Annotated in this window: 15 protein-coding genes and 1 pseudogene; 2 read left to right on the forward strand and 14 right to left on the reverse strand. The window is 62.3% G+C overall.

The genetic code is table 11. From position 1 onward, the window contains the following. The first annotated feature begins 15 nt into the window (after positions 1-15). Positions 16-366: a BON domain-containing protein gene (locus L6D80_RS16465; RefSeq protein ID WP_016489161.1), complete on the forward strand. Its 351-nt coding sequence runs from the start codon at positions 16-18 to the stop codon at positions 364-366. Positions 367-443: 77 nt separating this feature from the next. Here L6D80_RS16465 and L6D80_RS16470 read toward each other — a convergent pair whose 3' ends face one another. Then, a complete protein-coding gene (locus tag L6D80_RS16470) occupies positions 444-746 on the reverse strand; it encodes a heme-binding protein (RefSeq protein ID WP_054903789.1) in 303 nt (100 codons plus the stop codon). A gap of 60 nt (positions 747-806) precedes the next feature. Between L6D80_RS16470 and L6D80_RS16475 the strand changes: the two genes are divergently transcribed. Further along, complete coding sequence (locus tag L6D80_RS16475; protein ID WP_176515055.1) at positions 807-1,220, forward strand: VOC family protein; 414 nt, start codon at positions 807-809, stop codon at positions 1,218-1,220. 69 nt (positions 1,221-1,289) lie between these two features. On the opposite strand, the pseudogene L6D80_RS16480 reads toward L6D80_RS16475, so the two are convergent. From L6D80_RS16480 to dksA, 13 genes and pseudogenes are all read right to left on the reverse strand, one after another. Beyond that, positions 1,290-4,230 (reverse strand): annotated as a pseudogene (locus L6D80_RS16480) (DUF748 domain-containing protein). Between the two features lie 79 nt (positions 4,231-4,309). Beyond that, positions 4,310-5,179 (reverse strand): oxygenase MpaB family protein, encoded by an 870-nt coding sequence (locus tag L6D80_RS16485; RefSeq protein ID WP_176515053.1) that lies wholly within the window; start codon positions 5,177-5,179, stop codon positions 4,310-4,312. Positions 5,180-5,221: 42 nt separating this feature from the next. Then, positions 5,222-7,156, reverse strand: a complete 1,935-nt coding sequence (gene acs / locus L6D80_RS16490; RefSeq protein WP_054903521.1) for an acetate--CoA ligase — start codon at positions 7,154-7,156, stop codon at positions 5,222-5,224. A gap of 132 nt (positions 7,157-7,288) precedes the next feature. Further along, positions 7,289-8,953: a glucose-6-phosphate isomerase gene (pgi, locus tag L6D80_RS16495; RefSeq protein ID WP_176515051.1), complete on the reverse strand. Its 1,665-nt coding sequence runs from the start codon at positions 8,951-8,953 to the stop codon at positions 7,289-7,291. Positions 8,954-9,098: 145 nt separating this feature from the next. Next, positions 9,099-9,962 carry a pantoate--beta-alanine ligase gene (gene panC / locus L6D80_RS16500; protein WP_176515049.1) on the reverse strand — a complete coding sequence of 288 codons (864 nt, stop codon included), beginning with the start codon at positions 9,960-9,962 and terminating at the stop codon, positions 9,099-9,101. Then, positions 9,959-10,759 carry a 3-methyl-2-oxobutanoate hydroxymethyltransferase gene (panB, locus tag L6D80_RS16505; RefSeq protein WP_054903518.1) on the reverse strand — a complete coding sequence of 267 codons (801 nt, stop codon included), beginning with the start codon at positions 10,757-10,759 and terminating at the stop codon, positions 9,959-9,961. The genes panC and panB overlap by 4 nt, the downstream gene beginning before the upstream one ends. Positions 10,760-11,010: 251 nt before the next feature. Continuing rightward, positions 11,011-11,490: a 2-amino-4-hydroxy-6-hydroxymethyldihydropteridine diphosphokinase gene (gene folK, locus L6D80_RS16510; RefSeq protein WP_054903517.1), complete on the reverse strand. Its 480-nt coding sequence runs from the start codon at positions 11,488-11,490 to the stop codon at positions 11,011-11,013. Continuing rightward, entirely contained in the window at positions 11,487-12,875 is a 1,389-nt protein-coding gene (locus L6D80_RS16515; RefSeq protein ID WP_054903516.1) for a polynucleotide adenylyltransferase PcnB, read from the reverse strand. Before L6D80_RS16515 ends, folK begins: the two co-directional genes overlap by 4 nt. 791 nt (positions 12,876-13,666) lie before the next feature. Beyond that, positions 13,667-15,103, reverse strand: a complete 1,437-nt coding sequence (locus L6D80_RS16520; protein WP_054903515.1) for a sigma-54-dependent transcriptional regulator — start codon at positions 15,101-15,103, stop codon at positions 13,667-13,669. Between the two features lie 4 nt (positions 15,104-15,107). Further along, entirely contained in the window at positions 15,108-18,083 is a 2,976-nt protein-coding gene (locus tag L6D80_RS16525) for a sensor histidine kinase (RefSeq protein WP_176515047.1), read from the reverse strand. Then, complete coding sequence (locus tag L6D80_RS16530; RefSeq protein WP_003250005.1) at positions 18,067-18,243, reverse strand: hypothetical protein; 177 nt, start codon at positions 18,241-18,243, stop codon at positions 18,067-18,069. Before L6D80_RS16530 ends, L6D80_RS16525 begins: the two co-directional genes overlap by 17 nt. A 135-nt stretch (positions 18,244-18,378) precedes the next feature. Further along, positions 18,379-19,266: a tRNA glutamyl-Q(34) synthetase GluQRS gene (gluQRS, locus tag L6D80_RS16535; RefSeq protein ID WP_176515045.1), complete on the reverse strand. Its 888-nt coding sequence runs from the start codon at positions 19,264-19,266 to the stop codon at positions 18,379-18,381. A gap of 63 nt (positions 19,267-19,329) precedes the next feature. Continuing rightward, the gene (gene dksA / locus L6D80_RS16540; protein WP_054903512.1) at positions 19,330-19,776 is read right to left on the reverse strand and encodes an RNA polymerase-binding protein DksA; all 447 of its coding nucleotides are present in this window, start codon (positions 19,774-19,776) and stop codon (positions 19,330-19,332) included. Positions 19,777-19,842 lie beyond the last annotated feature (66 nt).

A 19,842-nucleotide genomic window follows, 5' to 3' on the forward strand; every position in this document is an offset into this window, starting at 1 on the left:
ACAGGAGTGACCCACATGAAGAAGTTCGCCATTGCTGCCGCTACTGCTACCGCTCTGACCCTGACCATGGCTAACGCGGCGTTTGCCCAACAGTCCACCCAGGCCCCGATGACGCTGGCGGCCGGTGAGGTGACCAAAGCCAAAGAAGCCACTTCCGATACCTGGATCACCACCAAGGTCAAATCGGACCTGTTGACCGAAAAGGGTATCCCGGGTTCTGACATCAAGGTCGAGACCAACAAGGGTGTGGTTTCGCTGTCTTCGACCACTGCCGTGACCGAGTCGCAAAAAGAGATGGCCATTGCCATCACCAAGAAAATCAAAGGCGTGAAGGCCGTATCGGCTGACGGCCTGAAAGCCGAATAAGGAATGTCCCGCCGGCCAGACGGATTTGGCCATCGTTGTACCAAGCCCCGGCCTCGGCCGGGGCTTTTCATTGCACGTCAATACACCGGGTTTCGTGCGATCACATCGCTCTCGAAGCATTCCTGCTCGAGCGTCAGTGGCTCGACCACCGGGCGGCTGTCGCGAAAGTGCGCGGTGCGGGTATGCGCTTCATAGGCTTCATCGTCCTGATAGATCTCATACAGGTAGATGACATCCGGATCGAGGCGATCCTGCGAGACGTCGAACACCAGGCAGCCGGGCTCGGTCGCTACGGACGCGGCGGCGTTGAGCTTGATGGCATCGAGATAAGCAGCAGCGCAACCGGGCTTTACCCGCGTCTTGATAAACAGACTGTACACAAATAGCTCCTTTTGTTTTAAATTCAAAAAAGAATTGTATACAAAAATGGAGCTAGCCCAATGCCTGAATTACCTGCTCGTCCCGGTCGTTTGAACGGTCTGCGTCATATTGCCTTGCTGGTGCCCAACCTGGAGGAGTGCGAGCGCTTCTACGTCGATGTACTGGGCATGCAGGTATTGAATCGCGCCAATGAGGACCTGGTGTACTTGACCTGTGGCAACGATAACCTGTCGCTCGGGCGCGGTGCGGGGGCTGCCAATGGCCTGCAGACGCTGGACCACTACGGCTTCATCGTCGACAGCGTGGAGGAACTGGAGGCCTGGTACCAGTACTTCAAGGCCCATGGGGTAACCTTGCTGGACCGGCCTTTCAATCACGGTGATGGGGCCCGTAGCTTTCACTTGCTGGACCCGGCTGGGAACAAGGTGCAGCCGTTGTATCACCCGGCGGTGTCGGGGCAGCGGCTGGCCTGAGTTGAAGTGTTGTATCAGAGGGCCCCATCGTCGGTTTGGCGGCGATGGGGCCGGTACAGCTAGCGCAGTTCACTCGGCATCCAGATGCATCGGTGTGATCACCCGGCCGTCTTTCTCCGCTTGCCCCAAGCTGGTATCGATGAAGTACACCCGGCCATCCTCCAGCTTGCCTTTGTCGACCAACCAGGTAGTCCTTGATGCTGCTGGCCCGCTCCTGGCCCAGGGTTCGCAGCAACGCGGTGCTTTCGGCCCATGACTTGATCACTGCTTCGCGCAGCTTGGCCGTGCGTTCGTCACGGCTCAGCTGTTGCCACTCGGCCGGTGGCTGCTGCTTCAGGCGAGTCCGGTAGATGCCTTCCAGCATCGCAGGTTTATCGCTGTCATCGACCACCAGCATCGAGGCATTGGCCGGCACCTTGTCACCACGGCGTTGCAGGATCTTGTACCAGGTCGCCTGGTATTCACGCTCCAGACGCTGCTGGGCGATCAACGGGCCATCACTGCTCTGGGCGCTGGTGCCCTCGATCTCCAGGCGCAGTTCTGGGCGTTCCTTGAGGGCCGAGGCGAGCTTGTCCAGCGCCGACTGCGCATCGGCGCTGAGCTCGCTGGAGCCCGGGGTGAAAGCCACGTTGCCGAGGTCTTGCGAATCACCACCGGCAATCAACCCGCCGATGAACTTGAACGGCGCCTGGGCGGCGCGCAGCACCAGGTTGCGCAGGGTTTGCCAGACGATCGGCATCACGCTGAACTGTGGGTTGTTGAGGTCGCCCGTCACCGGCAGCTCGATCGAGATCTTGCCTTCGGTGTCCTTGAGCAGTGCTACCGCCAGACGAATCGGCAAATCTACCGCATCCGGGCTGTCGACCTTCTCGCCCAGTTGCAACTGCTCGACGACCACCTTGTTTTCGGCCTTGAGCTGGCCGTTGGTGATCAGGTAGTGCAAGTCGAGGTTCAGGCGGCCTTTGCGGATGCGGAAGCCGGCGAACTTGCCGGAGTAGGGCGTCAGCGTGGTCAGTTCGACGCGCTTGAAGCTGGTGGCGATGTCCAGGCTGGCCAGCGGGTTGAACGGGTTAAGCGCGCCCTTGATCGTGACCGGCGCATAACGGTCGACCTTGCCTTTCACGTCCACCTTGGCCGGTGCCGGTTTGCGGTTGTCGAGGGTGCCGATCTGGCCATTGAGCTGCTGAATGGCGGTGGCGAAGTTGGGGGTCAGGGTAAGGTCGGCGAAGTTGGCCGAGCCATCGTTGATGTTGATCTGGCCAATGTGGATGCCCAGCGGCTTGCTGGCCGTGGCACTGGCGGCGGGGCTCTTCGCTGAGGCAGGCGCCCCGGCTGGCTGCGGGATCAGCAGGTCATCGACACTGGTGGTGCGATCCTCGTTGATGATGAAGCGCGCATACGGCTGCAGCAGCGTTACCTTGTCGATGGTGAGCGCATCGCCATGTACGTAGGACAGGCCATCGACATCGACCTGCTGCCATTTGACGAAATCACGGCCCTTGATGGTGTCCAGGGTGTGCAGTTGGTTGACTTGCGCCTTGCCGGCTACGGTAAACGCCAATGGCTCTGTGCGCTTGAGGTCGACCTTGAGATCGCTGTCGAGCATGCCGCTGCGCAGCTCGAGGCGGATGAACGGGCTGAGGTAGGCCTGGGCGATGCGCAGGTCGATATCACGGGTGCTGACATCCAGTTTGGCGGTGACCGGGGCCAGGTTGACTTGGCCTGCGGCCTGCAGTTTGCCCTGCTTGCCAATGCCGGTGTCAAGCTTGAGGGTGAAGGGCGACTGGTTGAGGCTGTCGAAGCCCTGCATGTCGACGTTCAGTGGCCCGACGTCCAGCGCTACCGGCTCTTTCTGGCTGCGGTCGGCCAGGTGCACCTGGTAGTTGCGCAGTTGTACGTCCTTGAGCAGTACTTGCCAAGGCTTGCTCGGTTCCTTGGCGGCCTTCTCTTCGGGTGTAGGCTCGGCGGCCGCTGGTTCGGCTTTTTCCTTTGATGTTGCCTTGGCGGGCTGGCTGGCAAACAGCTTCTGCCAGTCGAGCTGGCCATCCTGCTCCAGCGCTGCCCAGGTTTCGAGTTTTTCGCTGCGGACCTTGCCCACTGTGACCAACTGCTTGGCCAGGTCGATGGAGGTTTCGCTCACCTCCAGATTGGCCAGGCGGGCCAGCGGCCGACCATCGGGTGCCTTGATGGCGAAGGGCGCGACGCGCACGGAGGTATTGTTCAGCAGCAGCTCGGTTTCCTTGGACAGGTTGAGCGTGTAGTGGGTATCGAGGTTGACCACGCCGTCTTCCAGTACCAGCGGCACGGCGTCGCGCACGTAAGGCCAGAACAGCTTCATCTTGGCGTCGGTGACTTTCAAGGTGCCTTGCGAGGCGATCGGCGCAAGGCTCAGTGTGCCGCTCCAGTCGATACGCCCGCCGTTGGGGCCGTTCGCCACCAGGGTCATGTCGGCATTGTCATCGGGCAGTGTGCTGAGGTTCTTCAGCTCCAGATTCATGTCGTCGTAGAGGAACTCGATTGGCTCGCTCGGGCGCTGGTCGGCAAAATGCAGGTAGCCACCGTTGAGCTTGATACTGCCGATCCGCAAGGGGAACGGGTCGGAGGGAGGCGCCTCAGGCTTGGGTTCGCTGGCCGGCAGCTTGAACAGCTGGGTCAGGTTGAGGGTGCCGTCCTTGGCGAACAGCACCTCGTTGCGTGGTTTGTCGAGTTCTACGGCCTGCAGGTGCAGGGCGCCGGTCCACACGCTGTCGAGGGCCAGGTTGGCGTACAGCCGCTCGACACCGACTTGCTCTTTGCCGGGCTCGCCGATCTGCAGGCCCCACAGGGTCAGCTCGAGGCTGAACGGGTTGAATTCGATGCGTTGCAGATGCGCCGGCACCGTGGCGTATTGCGCCAACTGCTGGTTGGCGATGCGCAGGCCGACACCGGGAAGAATGAGGAAGCCAAGCAGGCTGTATAGGGCCACGAGAGCCAGCATGGCGCCAAGGGCGCGAGTCAATCCTTTGTACATGTGTCGCTTCGTCTGTCTAAGCCGGAGTGCTTGGAGTATGGCACGTTAAATCGGTTCCGCTCAGGCGGCCATTTTCGCCTCAATCGATGCCCATGCGCCGCCGCGCCCGATGCGCTGAGCCATCGCGCATGGCCCAGCGCAGCACTGGCGCGGTGCGCTTGAGGCCCAGGCGGATGATGTGCCGCTGCAGCATACCTTGTTGCAGGCCGAGCATTGCCTGCGCCCAGTCAGGCAACAAATCGATGCCCGCACGCAACATCAGCTTGCCCACAGGTTCGGCCAGGCGACTGGGGGCGGGAGCTGCAAGCAGGACTTCGACGACTTCCAGGCTACGTGCATCGCATTGCAGTTGTGAGCGCATGCGCTGCAAATACGCTTCGACCTGCAGGCATGAGCGGGGGACGTCCCGGGCACCGAGGCGTTCCGCGATCAGCGCCACTTCATCGTAATAGGCATCCTGGTCGGCGCGCGAGAGCTGTGGGTTGCGATAGCGCAGGTGGGCAGCCAGGAAGCTGCTCACTTCGGCCACGTGCACCCAGGTCAGCAGGTCGGGGTCGCTGGCCGCATAGGGGCGGCCATCGAGCGCTGTTCCGGTCACCTGCAGATGAATGGTGCGCACCTTCTCGAGCAACCACTCGGCATCGCGGGTCGAGCCGAACGTGGTGCCGGAAATGAACTGGCTGGTACGGCGCAGGCGGCCGAGCAGGTCCTGGCGGAAATTCGAATGGTCCCATACACCGGCCAAGGCCAGGGGGTGCAGCAGTTGCAGGAGCAGGGCGCTGATGCCGCCGACCAGCATGCTGGGGAAGTCGCCATGCACCCGCCAGCTCATGCTGTGCGGGCCAAACAGGCCAGGGTCGCCTTTGGGAGACTCCAGGTCGAGCTGGCCGAGGGCCAGCCCTGTAAGGCTCATGACCTGGGTTTCGATGCGGCGACGTAGAGCTTCCATGGCGACCTGCTGTTCAGGGCGGCCATGAACATCTGCCGCCAGCTATTGATTGAGGCGTTTGTCGATCAACCCCTGCACCACACTCGGGTCGGCCAGGGTCGACGTATCGCCCAGGCTGTCCAGCTCGTTGCAGGCGATCTTGCGCAGTATACGCCGCATGATCTTGCCCGAGCGGGTCTTGGGCAAGGCCGGCGCCCACTGGATCAGCTCTGGCTTGGCGAAACTGCCGATCTCCTTGCTCACCAGCGCCAACAGCTCGGCCTTGAGCGCGTCGTCGGGGGTCACCCCGTTCATGGTGGTGACAAAGGCATACACACCCTGGCCCTTGAGGTCATGGGGGTAACCGACCACTGCAGCTTCGGCCACGCTGTCGTGCAGCACCAGTGCGCTTTCTACTTCAGCCGTGCCGATGCGGTGGCCGGACACATTGATCACGTCGTCAATGCGGCCGGTGATCCAGTAGTCGCCGTCAGCATCGCGGCGCGCTCCGTCTCCGGTGAAGTAATAACCGGGCAGAGGTTTGAAGTAGGTGTCGACCATGCGTTGATGGTCGCCATAGACGCTGCGGATCTGGCCTGGCCAGCTGGCCTTGATCGCCAGCAGACCCGCGCCGGGGCCTTCGATGAGCTTGCCTTTTTCGTCCAGCAGCACCGGTTGTACACCGAACATGGGCTGGGTGGCACAACCGGGCTTGAGCCTCAGTGTCCCGGGCAGGGGCGTGAGCATGATGCCGCCGGTTTCGGTCTGCCACCAGGTGTCGACGATGGGGCAGCGTTTTTGCCCCACGTCCTCGAAGTACCATTCCCAGGCCTCCGGGTTGATCGGTTCGCCGACGGTGCCGAGCAGTCGCAAACTCTTGCGCGAGGTACCCTGCAGTGGCCCGGAGCCTTCGCGCATCAGTGCGCGCAGGGCAGTGGGGGCAGTGTAGAAGATGTTCACCTGGTGCTTGTCCACCACCTGCCAGAAGCGCGAGGTGTCCGGGTAGTTGGGCACGCCTTCGAACATCAGTGAAATCGCGCCGTTGGCCAATGGTCCATAGACGATGTAGCTGTGGCCGGTGACCCAGCCGACATCAGCGGTACACCAGAACACCTCTGCTTCGCGGTAGTCGAATACCACTTTGAAGGTCAAGGTCGCCTGCAGCAGGTAACCGGCGGTGGTGTGCAACACGCCCTTGGGTTTGCCGGTGCTGCCGGAGGTATAAAGGATGAACAGTGGGTCTTCGGCCTCCATCGGCTCCGGGGGGCAGTTGTCGCCGGCCTTTTCCGTCACCGTGTGGTACCAGAGGTCGCGGCCCTCGCTCCAGGCGACCTCGGCGCCGGTGCGGCGTACCACGAACACGCTACTGACGCTGGGGCAACTGGCCAGGGCCTTGTCGACGTTCTGCTTCAGGGGGATGCGTTTGCCGCCACGCACGCCCTCATCGGCGGTGATCACGGTACGGCAGTCGGCATCCAGAATACGGTCGCGCAGCGCGTCGGGGGAGAAGCCGCCAAACACCACCGAGTGGATGGCGCCAATGCGGGTGCAGGCCAGCATGGCGTAGGCAGCTTCGGGGATCATCGGCATGTAGATGCACACCCGGTCGCCTTTCTTCACCCCGCGCGCCTTCAAGGCATTCGCCAGGCGGCAGACCTGGCGGTGCAGTTCGCGGTAGCTGATGGCTTTGGCGTCGTCAGGCGCGTCACCTTCCCACAGCAAGGCCGTCTGCTCGCCGCGGCTGGCCAGGTGGCGGTCGATACAGTTGTAGCTCACGTTGAGCTGGGCACCGTCGAACCAGCGGGCCTTGCCAGACGTGAGGTCGCACTGTTGAACGCTTGTCCAGGGCTTGATCCAGTCCAGGCGCTTGGCCTGTTCGGCCCAGAAGGCGTCGGGGTCTTCGATCGACTGGCGGTAGAGGCGGCGGTAATCGTCGTCGGTGAGGGCAGCGCCCTGGCTGACAGCCAGGGCCTGGGGGTAGTCGCGGATATCGAACATGGCAGGTGGTCCTTTGCTCTTGTAGGGGCGATGGACTGCAACGGCTATTCGATTGGACAGTGTAGCTGGAAGCGGTGTTCCTTCGGTGCCGCCCTCTTCGCGAGCAAGCCGGATGGCGAAGAGGGCAGCCGGTCAGCCGCGATGACGGCCGCGGAAGTAGTTGATCAGACCTTGGGTCGAGCCATCTTCAGCGCTCTCTTCCAGGCTGCCAACCAGGCGCTGGTACACACCCTTGCCCAACTCCTTGCCCAGCTCCACACCCCATTGGTCGAAGGCATTGATGCCCCAGATCACGCTTTGCACGAACACCTTGTGCTCGTACATCGCCACCAGCGCACCCAGGCGGCGTGGGCTGATGCGTTCGACCACCAGGGTGTTGCTCGGGCGGTTGCCCGGGATCACCTTGTGCGGTGCGAGTTTCTCGATGTCGGCTTCGTTCAGGCCCTTCTGGCGCAGCTCAGCCTCGGCTTCCTCGCGGGGCTTGCCGAGCATCAGTGCCTGGCTCTGCGACAGGCAGTTGGCGTACAGCCACTGATGATGGTCGGCTACCGGGTTGAAGCTGACCACCGGGACGATGAAGTCCGCCGGAATCAGCTGCGTGCCTTGGTGCAGCAGCTGGTGGTAGGCATGCTGGCCGTTGCAGCCAACGCCACCCCAGATCACTGGGCCGGTATCGGTCTTCACCGGCGTGCCATCCTGCAGCACGCTCTTGCCGTTGGACTCCATGTCCAGTTGCTGCAGGTGCTTGGTGATGTTACGCAGGTAATGGTCGTACGGCAGGATCGCGTGGCTCTGGGCGCCCCAGAAGTTGCCGTACCAGACGCCCAGCAGGGCCAGCAGTACTGGCATGTTCTCGTCGAACGGCGCGGTCTGGAAATGCTGGTCCATGGTGTAGGCACCGGACAGCAGTTCCTTGAAGTTGGCCGTGCCGATGGCCAGGGCGATCGGCAGGCCGATGGCCGACCACAGCGAATACCGCCCGCCCACCCAGTCCCACATCGGGAAGATGTTCTCTTCGCGGATGCCGAAGGCCACGGCGGCGGCCTTGTTGCTGGACACGGCGATGAAATGGCGATACAGCTCGGCTTCCGAACCGCCCTGGGCCAGGTACCAGGTACGCGCGGCCATGGCGTTCTTCAGGGTCTCGAGGGTATTGAACGACTTCGACGAGACGATGAACAAGGTGGTTTCGGCGCGCAGGCTGGCCGACAGCTCATGGAATTCGCTGCCGTCGATGTTGGCCAGATAATGGCAGCGCACGCCACGCTGGGCATAGGGGAGCAGGGCTTCGGACACCAGCTCCGGGCCGAGGAACGAGCCGCCGATGCCGATGTTGACCACGTCGGTGATTGGCTTTTCGCTGTAGCCGCGCCATAGGCCGTCGTGAATCCGGCCGACCAGTTCGGTGATCTGGTTGAGTACCTTGTGTACCTCGGGCATCACGTTGACGCCGTTGACGCTGAGCTTGTCGCCCACCGGCCGGCGCAATGCCGTGTGCAGGACCGGGCGGCCCTCCGAGGCGTTGATGATCTCACCGCTGAACATCGCCTTGATCGCCTCCTGCAGGCCGGCTTGGTCGGCCAGGTTCACCAGGAGGTCGCGGGTCTGTTCGGTGATCAGGTTTTTCGAATAGTCGAGGAACAGGCCGCAGCTGCTCAGCGAAAACTCATTGAAGCGGTTGGCATCGGCGGCGAAGGCTTCGCGCATGCTGAAATTCTGCATGGCGTCGCGGTGCTGCTGGAGAGCCTGCCAGGCAGGCAGGGCCGTAACATCGTGGGGTGTACGGTAATACGCCATTGCGCAGAATTCCTTGGTGCGTGGTGGTGCTTGGACATGGCAGTCATTGCCGGGTTCAGGCTGGCCCTCATTATAGGCAATGGGCACGCACAGGGAATGGGTATGGCGGGGGGATTTTGAAGGGGGCGCGTTGCGCCCCAAGGCATCATGCGGTCTTTTCGTCCAGATGCAGGTACAGGTTGTCGATCAACCGTGTGTTACCCAGGTAGGCGGCCGCCAGGATCACCAGGTCACGGTCATCGAACAGGGCCGGGCGCAGTGTCAGTGCATGGCGCACTTCCAGGTAGTCTGGGCGCAGGCCTGCGGCCGTCAGCTGTGCCTGCCCTTGGGCAATCAGCGCAGCAAAGTCGCGCTGACCACGGCCGATGGCCTCGCCGATCTGCTTCAGCGTGCGATAAACCACCGGTGCGGTAGCGCGCTGTTCCGGCGTCAGGTAACCGTTGCGCGAGGACAGGGCGAGGCCGTCCTCGGCGCGCACGGTGGGTTCGCCGATGATCTGGATCGGCATGTTCAGGTCGCGCACCATGGCGCGGATCACCGCCAATTGCTGGTAGTCCTTTTCACCCAAAACGGCGAGGTCTGGCTGCACCATGTTGAACAGCTTGCTGACCACCGTTGCCACACCCTCGAAATGCCCGGGCCGGCTGGCGCTACACAGGCCCTCGGACAGTTGGGGCACACTGACGCGGGTTTGTACTGCCATGCCGTCGGGGTACATTTCCTCGACAGTGGGCGCGAACAGCAGGTTGCAACCCGCCTGGAGCAGGCGCTCCTGATCGGCGGCGAGTGTGCGCGGGTATTTGTCGAGGTCTTCGTTGGCACCGAACTGCAACGGGTTGACGAAGATACTGGCAACGACGAAGTCGGCGCGCTGCGCCGCTTTTGTCACCAGGGCCGCGTGGCCGCTGTGCAGGTTGCCCATGGTGGGCACGAAGCCGATGCGCTTGCCCTCGCTGCGGGCGCGGGCCACGGCGGCGCGCAGCTCACGGACGGTCTTGACTGTGTTCATGCGCTGAATCCGTGTTCGCTCGCAGGGAAACTCACGTCCTTTACTGCTTTGACGTAGGCCTCAAGGGCGCTCTGGATGTTTGGTTGGCCAGCCATGAAGTTCTTCACGAACTTGGGTACTCTGCCGCTCAATGAAAGGCCAAGCATGTCGTGCAGGACCAGTACCTGGCCATCGGTCGCGCTGCCGGCTCCAATGCCGATTACCGGGATGTTCACTGCCTGGGTGATTTCTGCCGCCAGCTCGCTGGGCACGCATTCGAGCAGCAGCATCGCCGCGCCCGCCTGCTCAAGGGCAATGGCATCGGCACGCATCTGCCGCGCCTGGGCTTCCTGGCGCCCTTGTACTTTGTAGCCGCCCAGCACATTGACGGTTTGCGGGGTCAGGCCCATGTGCGCGCACACGGGCACACCACGCTCGGCCAGCAGGCGGATGGTTTCGCCCAGCCAGGCGGCGCCTTCGAGCTTGATCATGTGGGCGCCGGCCTGCATCAGCGTGGCGCAGTTGGCAAAAGCCTGCTCTGGCGTGGCGTGGGCCATGAACGGCAGATCGGCAAGAATCAGCGCGCCGTCATTGCCACGCTTGACGCAGGCCGTGTGGTAGGCCATTTCCGCGGTAATGACGGGCAATGTGCTGTCATGGCCCTGCAGGACCATGCCCAGCGAGTCGCCCACCAGCAACACTTCGACGCCGGCCTGGCTGGCAGCCTTGGCAAAGGTCGCGTCGTAGCAGGTCAGCATGGTGATCTTTTCACCCTTGGCCTTGAGGCCGTGCAGGGTGGTCAGGGTTACTTCAGGCATGTAGGAAAATCCTCGTTCAGGCGCTGTGAAAAACGACTGCAAACAACGCGTGTAGTCATCTTCCGGAGCGGCACATCATCGTATGTGATGTTCGGGTACAGGTCCGTCCGGGCCTAAATACGGGTGTGCGGCACTTTGCTGCCACACGGGACGCCTATAGTCGTGAGCGAGGTGGGGGAAGTCAATCACCCTGTTACCGCATTGTTACTAACAGGGTGTTACTGGCGTTACCTAGAGCCGGAACGCCCGAATTACAAGCGTTCCAGCCCGACGAATGGGCACGCCTGGAGCAACTGGGCGAGGGTGCGGCCATCGGCCAGCTGGAAGTCGTGCGACACCAGTTCGGCCAGCGGATACAGGACGAAGGGGCGAGCGTGCATGTGGTAGTGCGGCACTTGCAGACGCGGCACGTCGATCACCTGATGGCCGAACAGCAGGATATCCAGGTCCAGCGTGCGCGGCCCCCAGCGTTCCTTGCGCACGCGGCCCTGATCATTCTCGATGGCCTGCAGGGCGTCGAGCAGGGCCAGCGGCTCAAGCGAGGTGTCGAGCGCGGCAACGGCGTTGGTGTAGCGCGGTTGGCCCGGCAGCAGCGAGTCGCTGGTGTACAAGGCCGAGGCGGCCGCCAGGCGGGTGCCGTCGATCTGGTCCAGCGCCTGCAAGGCGCTGCGCAACTGCTCCGTTGGCTGGTCCAGGTTGCTGCCCAGGCCAATGTAGGCGCGGGTGGTCACTCAAACGCCTCGTCACCGCTGCGCTTGCGTTTGCTGCCAGTGCGCTTGCGTTTGCGCGGGCCGGTGCCGGTGGCCTCATCACGGCTGCCCAGCTCGCGGATCATCTCGCGCCGCTCACTGTCGTTGGCATCCTGATAGTCGGTCCACCACTGGCCGAGGTCGTCGGTTTCTTCACCGGCGCTCTCGCGCAGCAACAGGAAGTCGTAGCCAGCGCGGAAGCGCGGGTTGTCCAGCAGCACGTCAGCACGCTTGCCGCTGCGCCGTGGCAGACGCTCCTGCATATCCCAGATTTCGCGGATCGGCAGGGTGAAGCGCTTCGGAATGGCAATGCGTGCGCACTGTTCGGCGATCAGGTCGTGGGCGGCGCCGTTCATGGCCGGGATCGGCGGCACGCCTTGGTTCTGCAGGTGCAGCACGCGGCTTGGCAGGGCAGGCCAAAGCAGGGCAGCGAACAGGAAGGCGGGTGTTACCGGCTTGCCTTGCTTTACCCGCAGGTCCGTATTGCTCAGCGCCTGGCTGATCAGGGTATGGGTATAGGTCGGGCGCTCTTCCAGCGCCTGCGCGCTGGCTGGGAACAGGGGCTCGAACAACTCCAGGTCGACCAGCATTTCGAAGGCGATGGCGCCCTGGCCGGAAAGGAACAGCTTGAGGCATTCCTCGAACAGCCGCGCGGGCGGAATTTCACGCAGCAGCGGGGCAAGCCCGCGGATCGGCTGATAGGTGTGCTTCTCGATGCCGAAGTCCAGCTTGGCGGCAAAACGTACCGCGCGCAGCATTCGCACCGGGTCTTCCTGGTAGCGGTGGGTCGGGTCGCCGATCAGGCGCAACAGGCGGTTGCGGATGTCAGGCACGCCGTTGGCGTAGTCGAGGATGCGCTCGCTGACGGGGTCGTAATACAGGGCATTGATGGTGAAGTCGCGGCGTTGTGCGTCTTCTTCCAGGCTGCCGTATACGTTGTCACGCAGGATGCGGCCACTGGCATTGTGCGACGAACGGTGGCTGTCGCCCTGGTCGTCTTCGGAATGATGGGCGCGGAAGGTGGCCACTTCGATGATCTCACGGCCAAAATGCACGTGGACCAGCTTGAAGCGGCGGCCGATGATGCGCGCATTGCGGAACTCGGCACGCACCTGTTCAGGGGTGGCGCTGGTGGCGACGTCGAAGTCTTTGGGCGTGATACCCAGCAGCAGGTCGCGGACACAGCCACCGACCAGATAAGCCTGGTAACCCGCGCTTTGCAGGCGCTCGACGATGTTCACCGCGTGGCGGCTGAACTGCTGGCGTTGCAGCGAGTGTTGGTTCTTGTTGATCACCTCAGGCGTGGTGCGCTTGTGGTGCTGGCCCGGTACGGGAGGGCGGAAAGACTGGAACAGCTTCTTCAGCATGGGATGCACTGTGTGAAGGAATGTTCGGCCAAGAATAGGAGAATGGCCGCATGATGGGCGGGGATTCTAGCATTTACTCGGGGAATGGTGTAGGCGGTAGCAGGATGGCCTGCCAGAAGGGAGAAACGACAAGGGGAGCCTAAGCTCCCCAAGAAGTCGTTGCGTGCTCTTATTGTTTTTTTACCGGGCTTCTTGTTTTTGTTGAGTGCCCTGCCCACAAATCTAAACGCTTGTGGACGACCCCCAAATCAGGGGTAAAGAGCAAACGGATTGCTTTGGTCGCTGATGTCACGTTGATCATTCGATCCAACCAGTTCAGGCGCTGCTTTTTAGTGCAGTTTTTGTTGTTCTCTGCCTGGTCGTGGGGCAAGCCCCAAACACGCATCCTCTCCAAAAGAATCAGTTAGCTGCGCCTCCGCCGTCTTGTTTTTATTGTGCGTGAGCCGTTTCGTCTTGTTCTTATTCTGGGTTGCAGTGCTTGTTATTGTTTTTGTACTAAGCATATAGCAGGGTGCGTGCCAACTTTTCGAAACCCAATGAAATCAAGGGGTTGGGTGGATTTGGCAAAATCGAAGGGCTGGGAAATGCCGAGATTTCGTTACCGTATGCCTCGGAACTGTTACGGCAGCGAGGGGTGGGTAACAGATTGCTGCGCAAACTGGTGTGTTACCTCGGGGTCAGAGTCCTGGGCCCTTACGCAAGTAAACCCGCCTCCACAGGTCTGTCACCGTTTTCGGGGGCAGTGGTGTACCTGTGGAAGCGGGTTTATCCGCAGCGAGGCCCGGCAGGGGTCACTCGCTGGTCGCGTTGCTCTTGCGCCGCGGGATGCCCAGGCGCTGACGCCGTTCCCACAGGCACTTGCGGCTGACACCCAGCTTGCGGGCCAGCTCGGTTTCGGTCATGTGGTCCTGGTGCTCAAGCACGAAGTGCTGGAAGTAATCCTCCAGCGACAGGTCCTCAGTGGGCTCATGGCTGGCATTATTGGCGCTGGCCAGTGCCAGTGTGCTGTCGAGGATGTCGTCGTCTTCCAGATCGCTCAGCTCGATATCGATGCCCAGCAGTTCGGCGGAAATTTCTGCGCTCTCGCTGAGAATCACTGCACGCTCCACAGCGTTCTCCAGTTCCCGCACGTTACCTGGCCAGCTGTAATGGCGGATGGCTTGCTCAGCCTCCGCGGAGAAGTGCAGATCGTCACGACCAATGCGGGCACTCTGGCGGGCCAGAAACGCATTGGCGATCTCGTTGACGTCGCTGCCGCGCTCACGCAGGGCTGGCAACTTCAGGGCGATGACATGCAGGCGGTAATAAAGGTCTTCGCGGAACTGCCCGGCCTTGGCCAGGTTTTTCAGGTCACGGTGGGTCGCGGCGATCAGGCGCACGTCGACCTTTTGCGACTGCACTGAACCCACCCGGCGGATTTCACCTTCCTGCAGCACGCGTAACAGCCGGGCCTGAGCTTCAAGGGGCAGCTCGCCGATTTCGTCGAGGAACAGCGTGCCGCCATCCGCGGCCTCCACCAGGCCGGCACGCCCGGCGCTGGCGCCGGTGAACGCGCCTTTCTCATGGCCGAACAGTTCCGACTCGATCAGGGTTTCGGGGATGGCCGCGCAGTTCACCGAGATCATCGGTGCCTTGGCCCGGCGTGACAGGTTGTGAAGCGCACGGGCGACCAGTTCCTTGCCGGTACCGGACTCACCCTGGATGAGGACGTTGGAGTCGGTAGGCGCCACCTTGCGAATCTTGCTGTACATGTCCTGCATCGGCGGGCACGAACCGATGATGCCGATCTCGCCATTGGCAGACGCCGGTGTGCCTTTGTCGGCTGCTGGCTTTCCGTTGGCGCGAGGCTCGGCGACCGTGGCAGGCGCCGGGGCGTTCTGCCGATCACGCAGGATACGCGCCACCGCCTGAAGCATCTCGTCGTGGTCGAAGGGCTTGGCAATGTAGTCCACTGCGCCCATTTTCATGGAGTCCACCGCCGAACGCAGGCTGGCGTAGCTGGTCATGATCAGCACCGGGGTGCCTTGGCCCAGCTTGATCAGTTCAGTGCCCGGTGCGCCGGGCAGGCGCAGGTCGCTGACGATCAGGTCGAAGGTGGCAATGCTGAAGCGTTCCTGGGCTTCCTGCACCGAGCCGGCTTCGCTGACCTGGTACTGGTTCCGCTCAAGCAAACGTCGCAAGGCCGAGCGGATGATGGTTTCGTCTTCGACGATCAGAATATGCGGCATTGATTCAATTCTCTCGACGGTCTCGAATTTCAGGGGACGTCGCTACGACATGCCGGGGTAGGGTCACGCGGATCCGTGTGCCACGTTGCCGTTCGATGTCGGCCGGGCTGTCGATGGTGATTTGCCCATAATGCTCTTCCACGATGGAATAGACCAGAGCGAGGCCCAGTCCGGTGCCTTCGCCTGGGTCCTTGGTGGTGAAGAACGGTTCGAACAGGCGGTCCATGATGCTCTTGGGTATCCCGCTGCCCTCGTCCTCGACGATCAGGTCGACGGTATGCTCGTTCACTTCGCTGCGCACTCGCACGGCGCTGCCGGGTGGGGAGGCGTCGCGGGCGTTGGAGAGCAGGTTGATCAGCACCTGGGCGAGGCGCTGCGGGTCGCCCTCGGCCCAATGTTCCGGGTCGCATAGGTTGAAGAACTGTACTTCGAAATTGCGCCGGTTCAACGCCAACAGACCGATGGCATCCTGTGCCACTTCGGCCAGGCAGACGGGCTCTTCACTGTTCTGGTGGCTGCCGCCGGCGTGGGCGAAGCTCATCAACGACTGGACGATGCGCGACACGCGCTTGGTCTGCTCGAGGATCTGGCTGGACAGTTCGGTGATTTCGCCATCGCCTTCACGTTCCTCGCGCAGGTTCTGCGCCAGGCAGGCGATGCCGGTGATCGGGTTGCCGATCTCATGGGCCACGCCCGCCGCAAGCCGGCCGATGCTGGCCAGGCGCTCGGAGTGCACCAGTTTGTCTTCCAGGGCCTGGGTTTCGGTGAGGTCTTCGACTAGGAGCACCAGGCCACTGTTACCTGGTGCCAGTGGCTCGTCGATAGCGGCCTTGTGCAGGTTCAGCCAGCGTGGTTGGCCGTCCAGGGCCAGGCGTTGCTTGTGCAGGTGTTCGTCGGGCACGTTGATGAACCCTTGCAGCAGGCTGCGCCAGGGTTCGCTGATGGTCACCAGGCGTGAGCCGACCACATGCTTGGCGGCGATGCCGGTCAGCTCTTCCATGGCCTTGTTCCACATCAGGATTTCCTGGTCCTTGGCCAGGGAGCAGACGCCCATGGGCAGCTCCTGCAGCGTTTGGCGGTGGTAACGGCGCAAGGCATCGAGCTCGGCGGCCAGGCCGGTCAGGCGCGAGTGGTAGTCTTCCAGGCGGCTTTCGATGAAGTGGATGTCTTCGGTAACGTAGTTTTCGTTACCGGACTTGTAGGGCAGGAAGGTTTCCACCATGTCCTGGGCCACGCTCGGCCCCATCAGCCCCGAAAGGTTGGCTTCGATGCGGTCGCGCAGGCGGCGCAAGGCATACGGGCGACGCTCGTCGAAGGGTAGGTAGAGATCACGCAGGGCCTGTTCGACTTCTTTCTGCGCGGCCTTGGCGCCCAAGGGTTTGGCCAACTGGGTGGCGAACTCCTGGGGCGAGGCGGCATGCAGCTCGCGCCGTTGCGGGCGACGCACGTTGTCCACCGCGCAGGCCTCGGCGGCGCTGACTTCTTCGCTGCTGGCGTTGGTGAACAACGAAATCAGGGTGAACAGCAGGACGTTGGCTGCCAGCGAGGCAATGGCTGCCATGTGCCAGCTGGTGTCGTCGAGCACATAGATCATGTCCAGCAGCGGAATATAGAAGCCTTGCAGGTTGCCCAGCAGGGGCAGCAGCATGGTGACCATCCACACTGCGGTCCCGGCCAGCAGGCCCGCGATGAAGCCGCGGCGGTTGGCCGTGGGCCAGTACAGTACCGACAGGACCCCGGGCAAGAACTGCAAGGTCGCGACGAAGGCGACGATGCCCAGGTTGGCCAGGCTCTGGTGGTTGCTTTGGGTGAGGTAGAACATGAAACCGGCGGTAATGATGGCCACGATCAGTGCGCGCCGGGTCCATTTCAGCCAGCGGTAGATGTTGCCTTCGGCCGGTGGCTGATACAGCGGTAGCACCAGGTGGTTGAGGGCCATGCCCGACAGCGCCAGGGTGGTAACGATGATCAGCCCGCTGGCGGCGGAAAGCCCGCCGATGTAGGCCAGCAGTGCCAGCGCCTGGTTGTTGGCGGCAATGCCCAGGCCCAGGGTGAAGTATTCAGGGTTGGTGCTGGCGCCCAAGCGCAGGCCTGCCCACAGCACCAGCGGCACGGCAAGGCTCATGAGCAGCAGGAACAACGGCAGGCCCCAGCTGGCACTGACCAGCGAGCGTGGGTTGAGGTTTTCGGTGAAGGCCATGTGGTACATGTGCGGCATGACGATGGCCGAGGCGAAAAACACCAGCAGTAAGGTGCGCCAGGGGCCTTCCTGCAGTGGCGTGTGCAGCGCGGCCAGAGCGGTCTGGTTCTGCAGCAGCCACACTTCCAGCCCGTGGGGGCCGCCAAACACCCCATACAGGGCATACAGACCGATGCCACCCAGAGCCAGCAGCTTGATGACCGACTCGAAGGCGATGGCGAAGACCAGGCCTTCATGCTTTTCGCGGGTGGCGATATGGCGCGAACCGAAGAAGATGGTGAACAGGATGATCAGCGTACAGAAGGCGAACGCCACCCGGGCCTTGACCGGTTCGCCGGTGAGAATGCTGATCGAGTCGGCGACTGCCTGGATCTGCAAGGCCAGCAGGGGCAGCACACCAATCAGCATGAAAATGGTGGTCAGTGCGCCCGCCCAGGTACTGCGAAAGCGAAAGGCAAGCAGGTCGGCCAGCGACGAAAGCTGGTAGGTGCGGGTGATCTTGAGGATCGGGTACAGCAATACCGGCGCCAGCAGGAAGGCCCCGGACACCCCCAGGTAACAGGCCAGGAACCCATACCCATATTGATACGCCAGGCCCACAGAGCCATAGAAGGCCCACGCACTGGCATAGACCCCGAGCGACAGGGTATAGGTCAGGGGATGGCGAATGATCGAGCGGGGTATCAGCCCACGTTCGCTGATCCAGGCCACGCCGAACAGGACCATGAGGTACCCGGCGCTGATCAGGATCATCTGGGTGAGGCTAAAGCTCATCGGCATCTCGTTGGCTCTGCAGGATGAAGGTGACGACGATCAGGATCAGCCAGAGCAGGTAGGGGCGGTACCAGGCTCCGGTCGGTTCGATCCACCAGTCCATGATGGCCGGGGAGAACAGGTAGATCCCCACGACCAGAAGCAGGACCAAACGATAGATGTACATGCTGGCCTCGATGGTTGGGCGCTGCGGGCTTGGACTTATTATTGGCGCAAATGGCTGGGGCGATGCTAGCGGGAATCGGTAGGGTTCGCCAAGGGTTTGAAATTATTGGGCTTTTGTTTTTGGGCCAATGCTGCCTCAGTACAAATCAGCCTCAGGCACTGTGGTGCGCTGTGCGATCGCCTGGGGTCGCCACTGCTGCCGCGCTACGGCCAGCACTTGAGCCGGTGTCGCTTTCTCTAATCCAGGGTCAGTTTCCTGGCCCAGCGCCCGCAATGCCCGCAACAGCAACGGCGTTGCCTGGTCTGCCTCGAGCGGTGGCGAGCGGTACGACTTGCCCAGCTTGTGGCCATCGGGCTGAACGATCAGTGGAATATGCAGGTAACGCGGCTGGGCGAAACCCAGCAGTTCCTGCAGGTACAACTGGCGTGGCGTATTGTCGAGCAAATCCGCACCGCGCACGATATCGGTAACACCCTGCCAGGCATCGTCCAGCACCACGGCCAGTTGATAGGCGTAAAGCCCGTCCCGGCGCTGGATGACGAAGTCTCCCACCTCACGGCCCAGGTGCTGCTGGAAGTCACCTTGCACCCGGTCTTTGAAGCGGTAGATCAGTTCGGGCACCCGCAAGCGGATCGCCGCGCCTTCGCGCGCGTGCCCGGCATTGCGGCAAAAGCCCGGATAGATGCCATCGTAGCCCTCGAGTTGCTTGCGCGAGCAGGTACAGGCATAGGCCAGGCCCAGGTTGAACAGGCGGTCCACCACCGCCGCGTACGCGCCGTGACGTTGGCTCTGGTACACCACCTCGCCATCCCACTCCAGCCCGTACCGTTCCAGTGTCTGCAGGATCGCGTCGCGGGCGCCGGGCATTTCCCGAGGCGGGTCGGTGTCTTCCATGCGCAGCAGCCAGCGGCCATTGACCGCGCGAGCGTCGAGCCAGGAGGCGAGGGCTGCGACCAACGAGCCGAAATGCAGGAAGCCGCTGGGTGTGGGGGCGAAGCGCCCGATGTAGGAGGCGTTGTTCATGGGATCGTGCTGGGTCACAAATGAAACGGGGCGCAGATGCGCCCCGTTCGGATGGGAGAACGATCAGCCTTTGCCGACCGTCTTTTCCTTTTTCTCCGCAAGTTCCTTGCAGTCGAAGCACAGGTCCGCAGTCGGGCGGGCTTCCAGGCGACGCAGGCCGATTTCGATGCCGCAGGATTCGCACCAGCCGTACTCTTCGTCCTGGATCAGCTGCAAGGTTTTATCAATTTTCTTGATCAGCTTGCGCTCGCGATCGCGGCTGCGCAGTTCCAGCGCGAACTCTTCTTCCTGGCTTGCACGGTCCGCCGGGTCGGCGAAGTTGGCCGCTTCTTCCTTCATGTGGTCTACAGTTTTGTCGACCCCCTCCATGAGCTCTTTCTTCCAGGCGTTCAGGATGTTGCTGAAGTGGGCTCGCATGGGGGCACCCATGTATTCCTCACCCTTGGTTTCCTTGTAAGGGTCGACGCCAAAAAGCTTTTGACTGGATTTTTGCTTTTCTAGGGTGGACATGAATAGACCGCCTCTCACTCATCTGATCCTATGCGCAGGCTGCTCCATCTCCGGCACCCGCCGGCC

The sequence above is a fragment of the Pseudomonas ceruminis genome (genome assembly GCF_021602025.1).
GTDB classification, from domain to species: Bacteria; Pseudomonadota; Gammaproteobacteria; order Pseudomonadales; family Pseudomonadaceae; genus Aquipseudomonas; species Aquipseudomonas ceruminis.

What these genes read in the sequence shown, in the direction of transcription:
- L6D80_RS16465 (WP_016489161.1), top strand. Translation starts at nt 16, where the DNA reads ATGAAGAAGTTCGCCATTGCTGCCGCTACTGCTACCGCTCTGACCCTG.
- panC (WP_176515049.1), bottom strand. Translation starts at nt 9,962, where the DNA reads ATGAACACAGTCAAGACCGTCCGTGAGCTGCGCGCCGCCGTGGCCCGC.
- pgi (WP_176515051.1), bottom strand. Translation starts at nt 8,953, where the DNA reads ATGGCGTATTACCGTACACCCCACGATGTTACGGCCCTGCCTGCCTGG.
- gluQRS (WP_176515045.1), bottom strand. Translation starts at nt 19,266, where the DNA reads ATGAACAACGCCTCCTACATCGGGCGCTTCGCCCCCACACCCAGCGGC.
- L6D80_RS16530 (WP_003250005.1), bottom strand. Translation starts at nt 18,243, where the DNA reads ATGTACATCTATCGTTTGGTCCTGCTTCTGGTCGTGGGGATCTACCTG.
- dksA (WP_054903512.1), bottom strand. Translation starts at nt 19,776, where the DNA reads ATGTCCACCCTAGAAAAGCAAAAATCCAGTCAAAAGCTTTTTGGCGTC.
- L6D80_RS16485 (WP_176515053.1), bottom strand. Translation starts at nt 5,179, where the DNA reads ATGGAAGCTCTACGTCGCCGCATCGAAACCCAGGTCATGAGCCTTACA.
- L6D80_RS16520 (WP_054903515.1), bottom strand. Translation starts at nt 15,103, where the DNA reads ATGCCGCATATTCTGATCGTCGAAGACGAAACCATCATCCGCTCGGCC.
- acs (WP_054903521.1), bottom strand. Translation starts at nt 7,156, where the DNA reads ATGTTCGATATCCGCGACTACCCCCAGGCCCTGGCTGTCAGCCAGGGC.
- L6D80_RS16515 (WP_054903516.1), bottom strand. Translation starts at nt 12,875, where the DNA reads ATGCTGAAGAAGCTGTTCCAGTCTTTCCGCCCTCCCGTACCGGGCCAG.
- L6D80_RS16525 (WP_176515047.1), bottom strand. Translation starts at nt 18,083, where the DNA reads ATGCCGATGAGCTTTAGCCTCACCCAGATGATCCTGATCAGCGCCGGG.
- panB (WP_054903518.1), bottom strand. Translation starts at nt 10,759, where the DNA reads ATGCCTGAAGTAACCCTGACCACCCTGCACGGCCTCAAGGCCAAGGGT.
- L6D80_RS16475 (WP_176515055.1), top strand. Translation starts at nt 807, where the DNA reads ATGCCTGAATTACCTGCTCGTCCCGGTCGTTTGAACGGTCTGCGTCAT.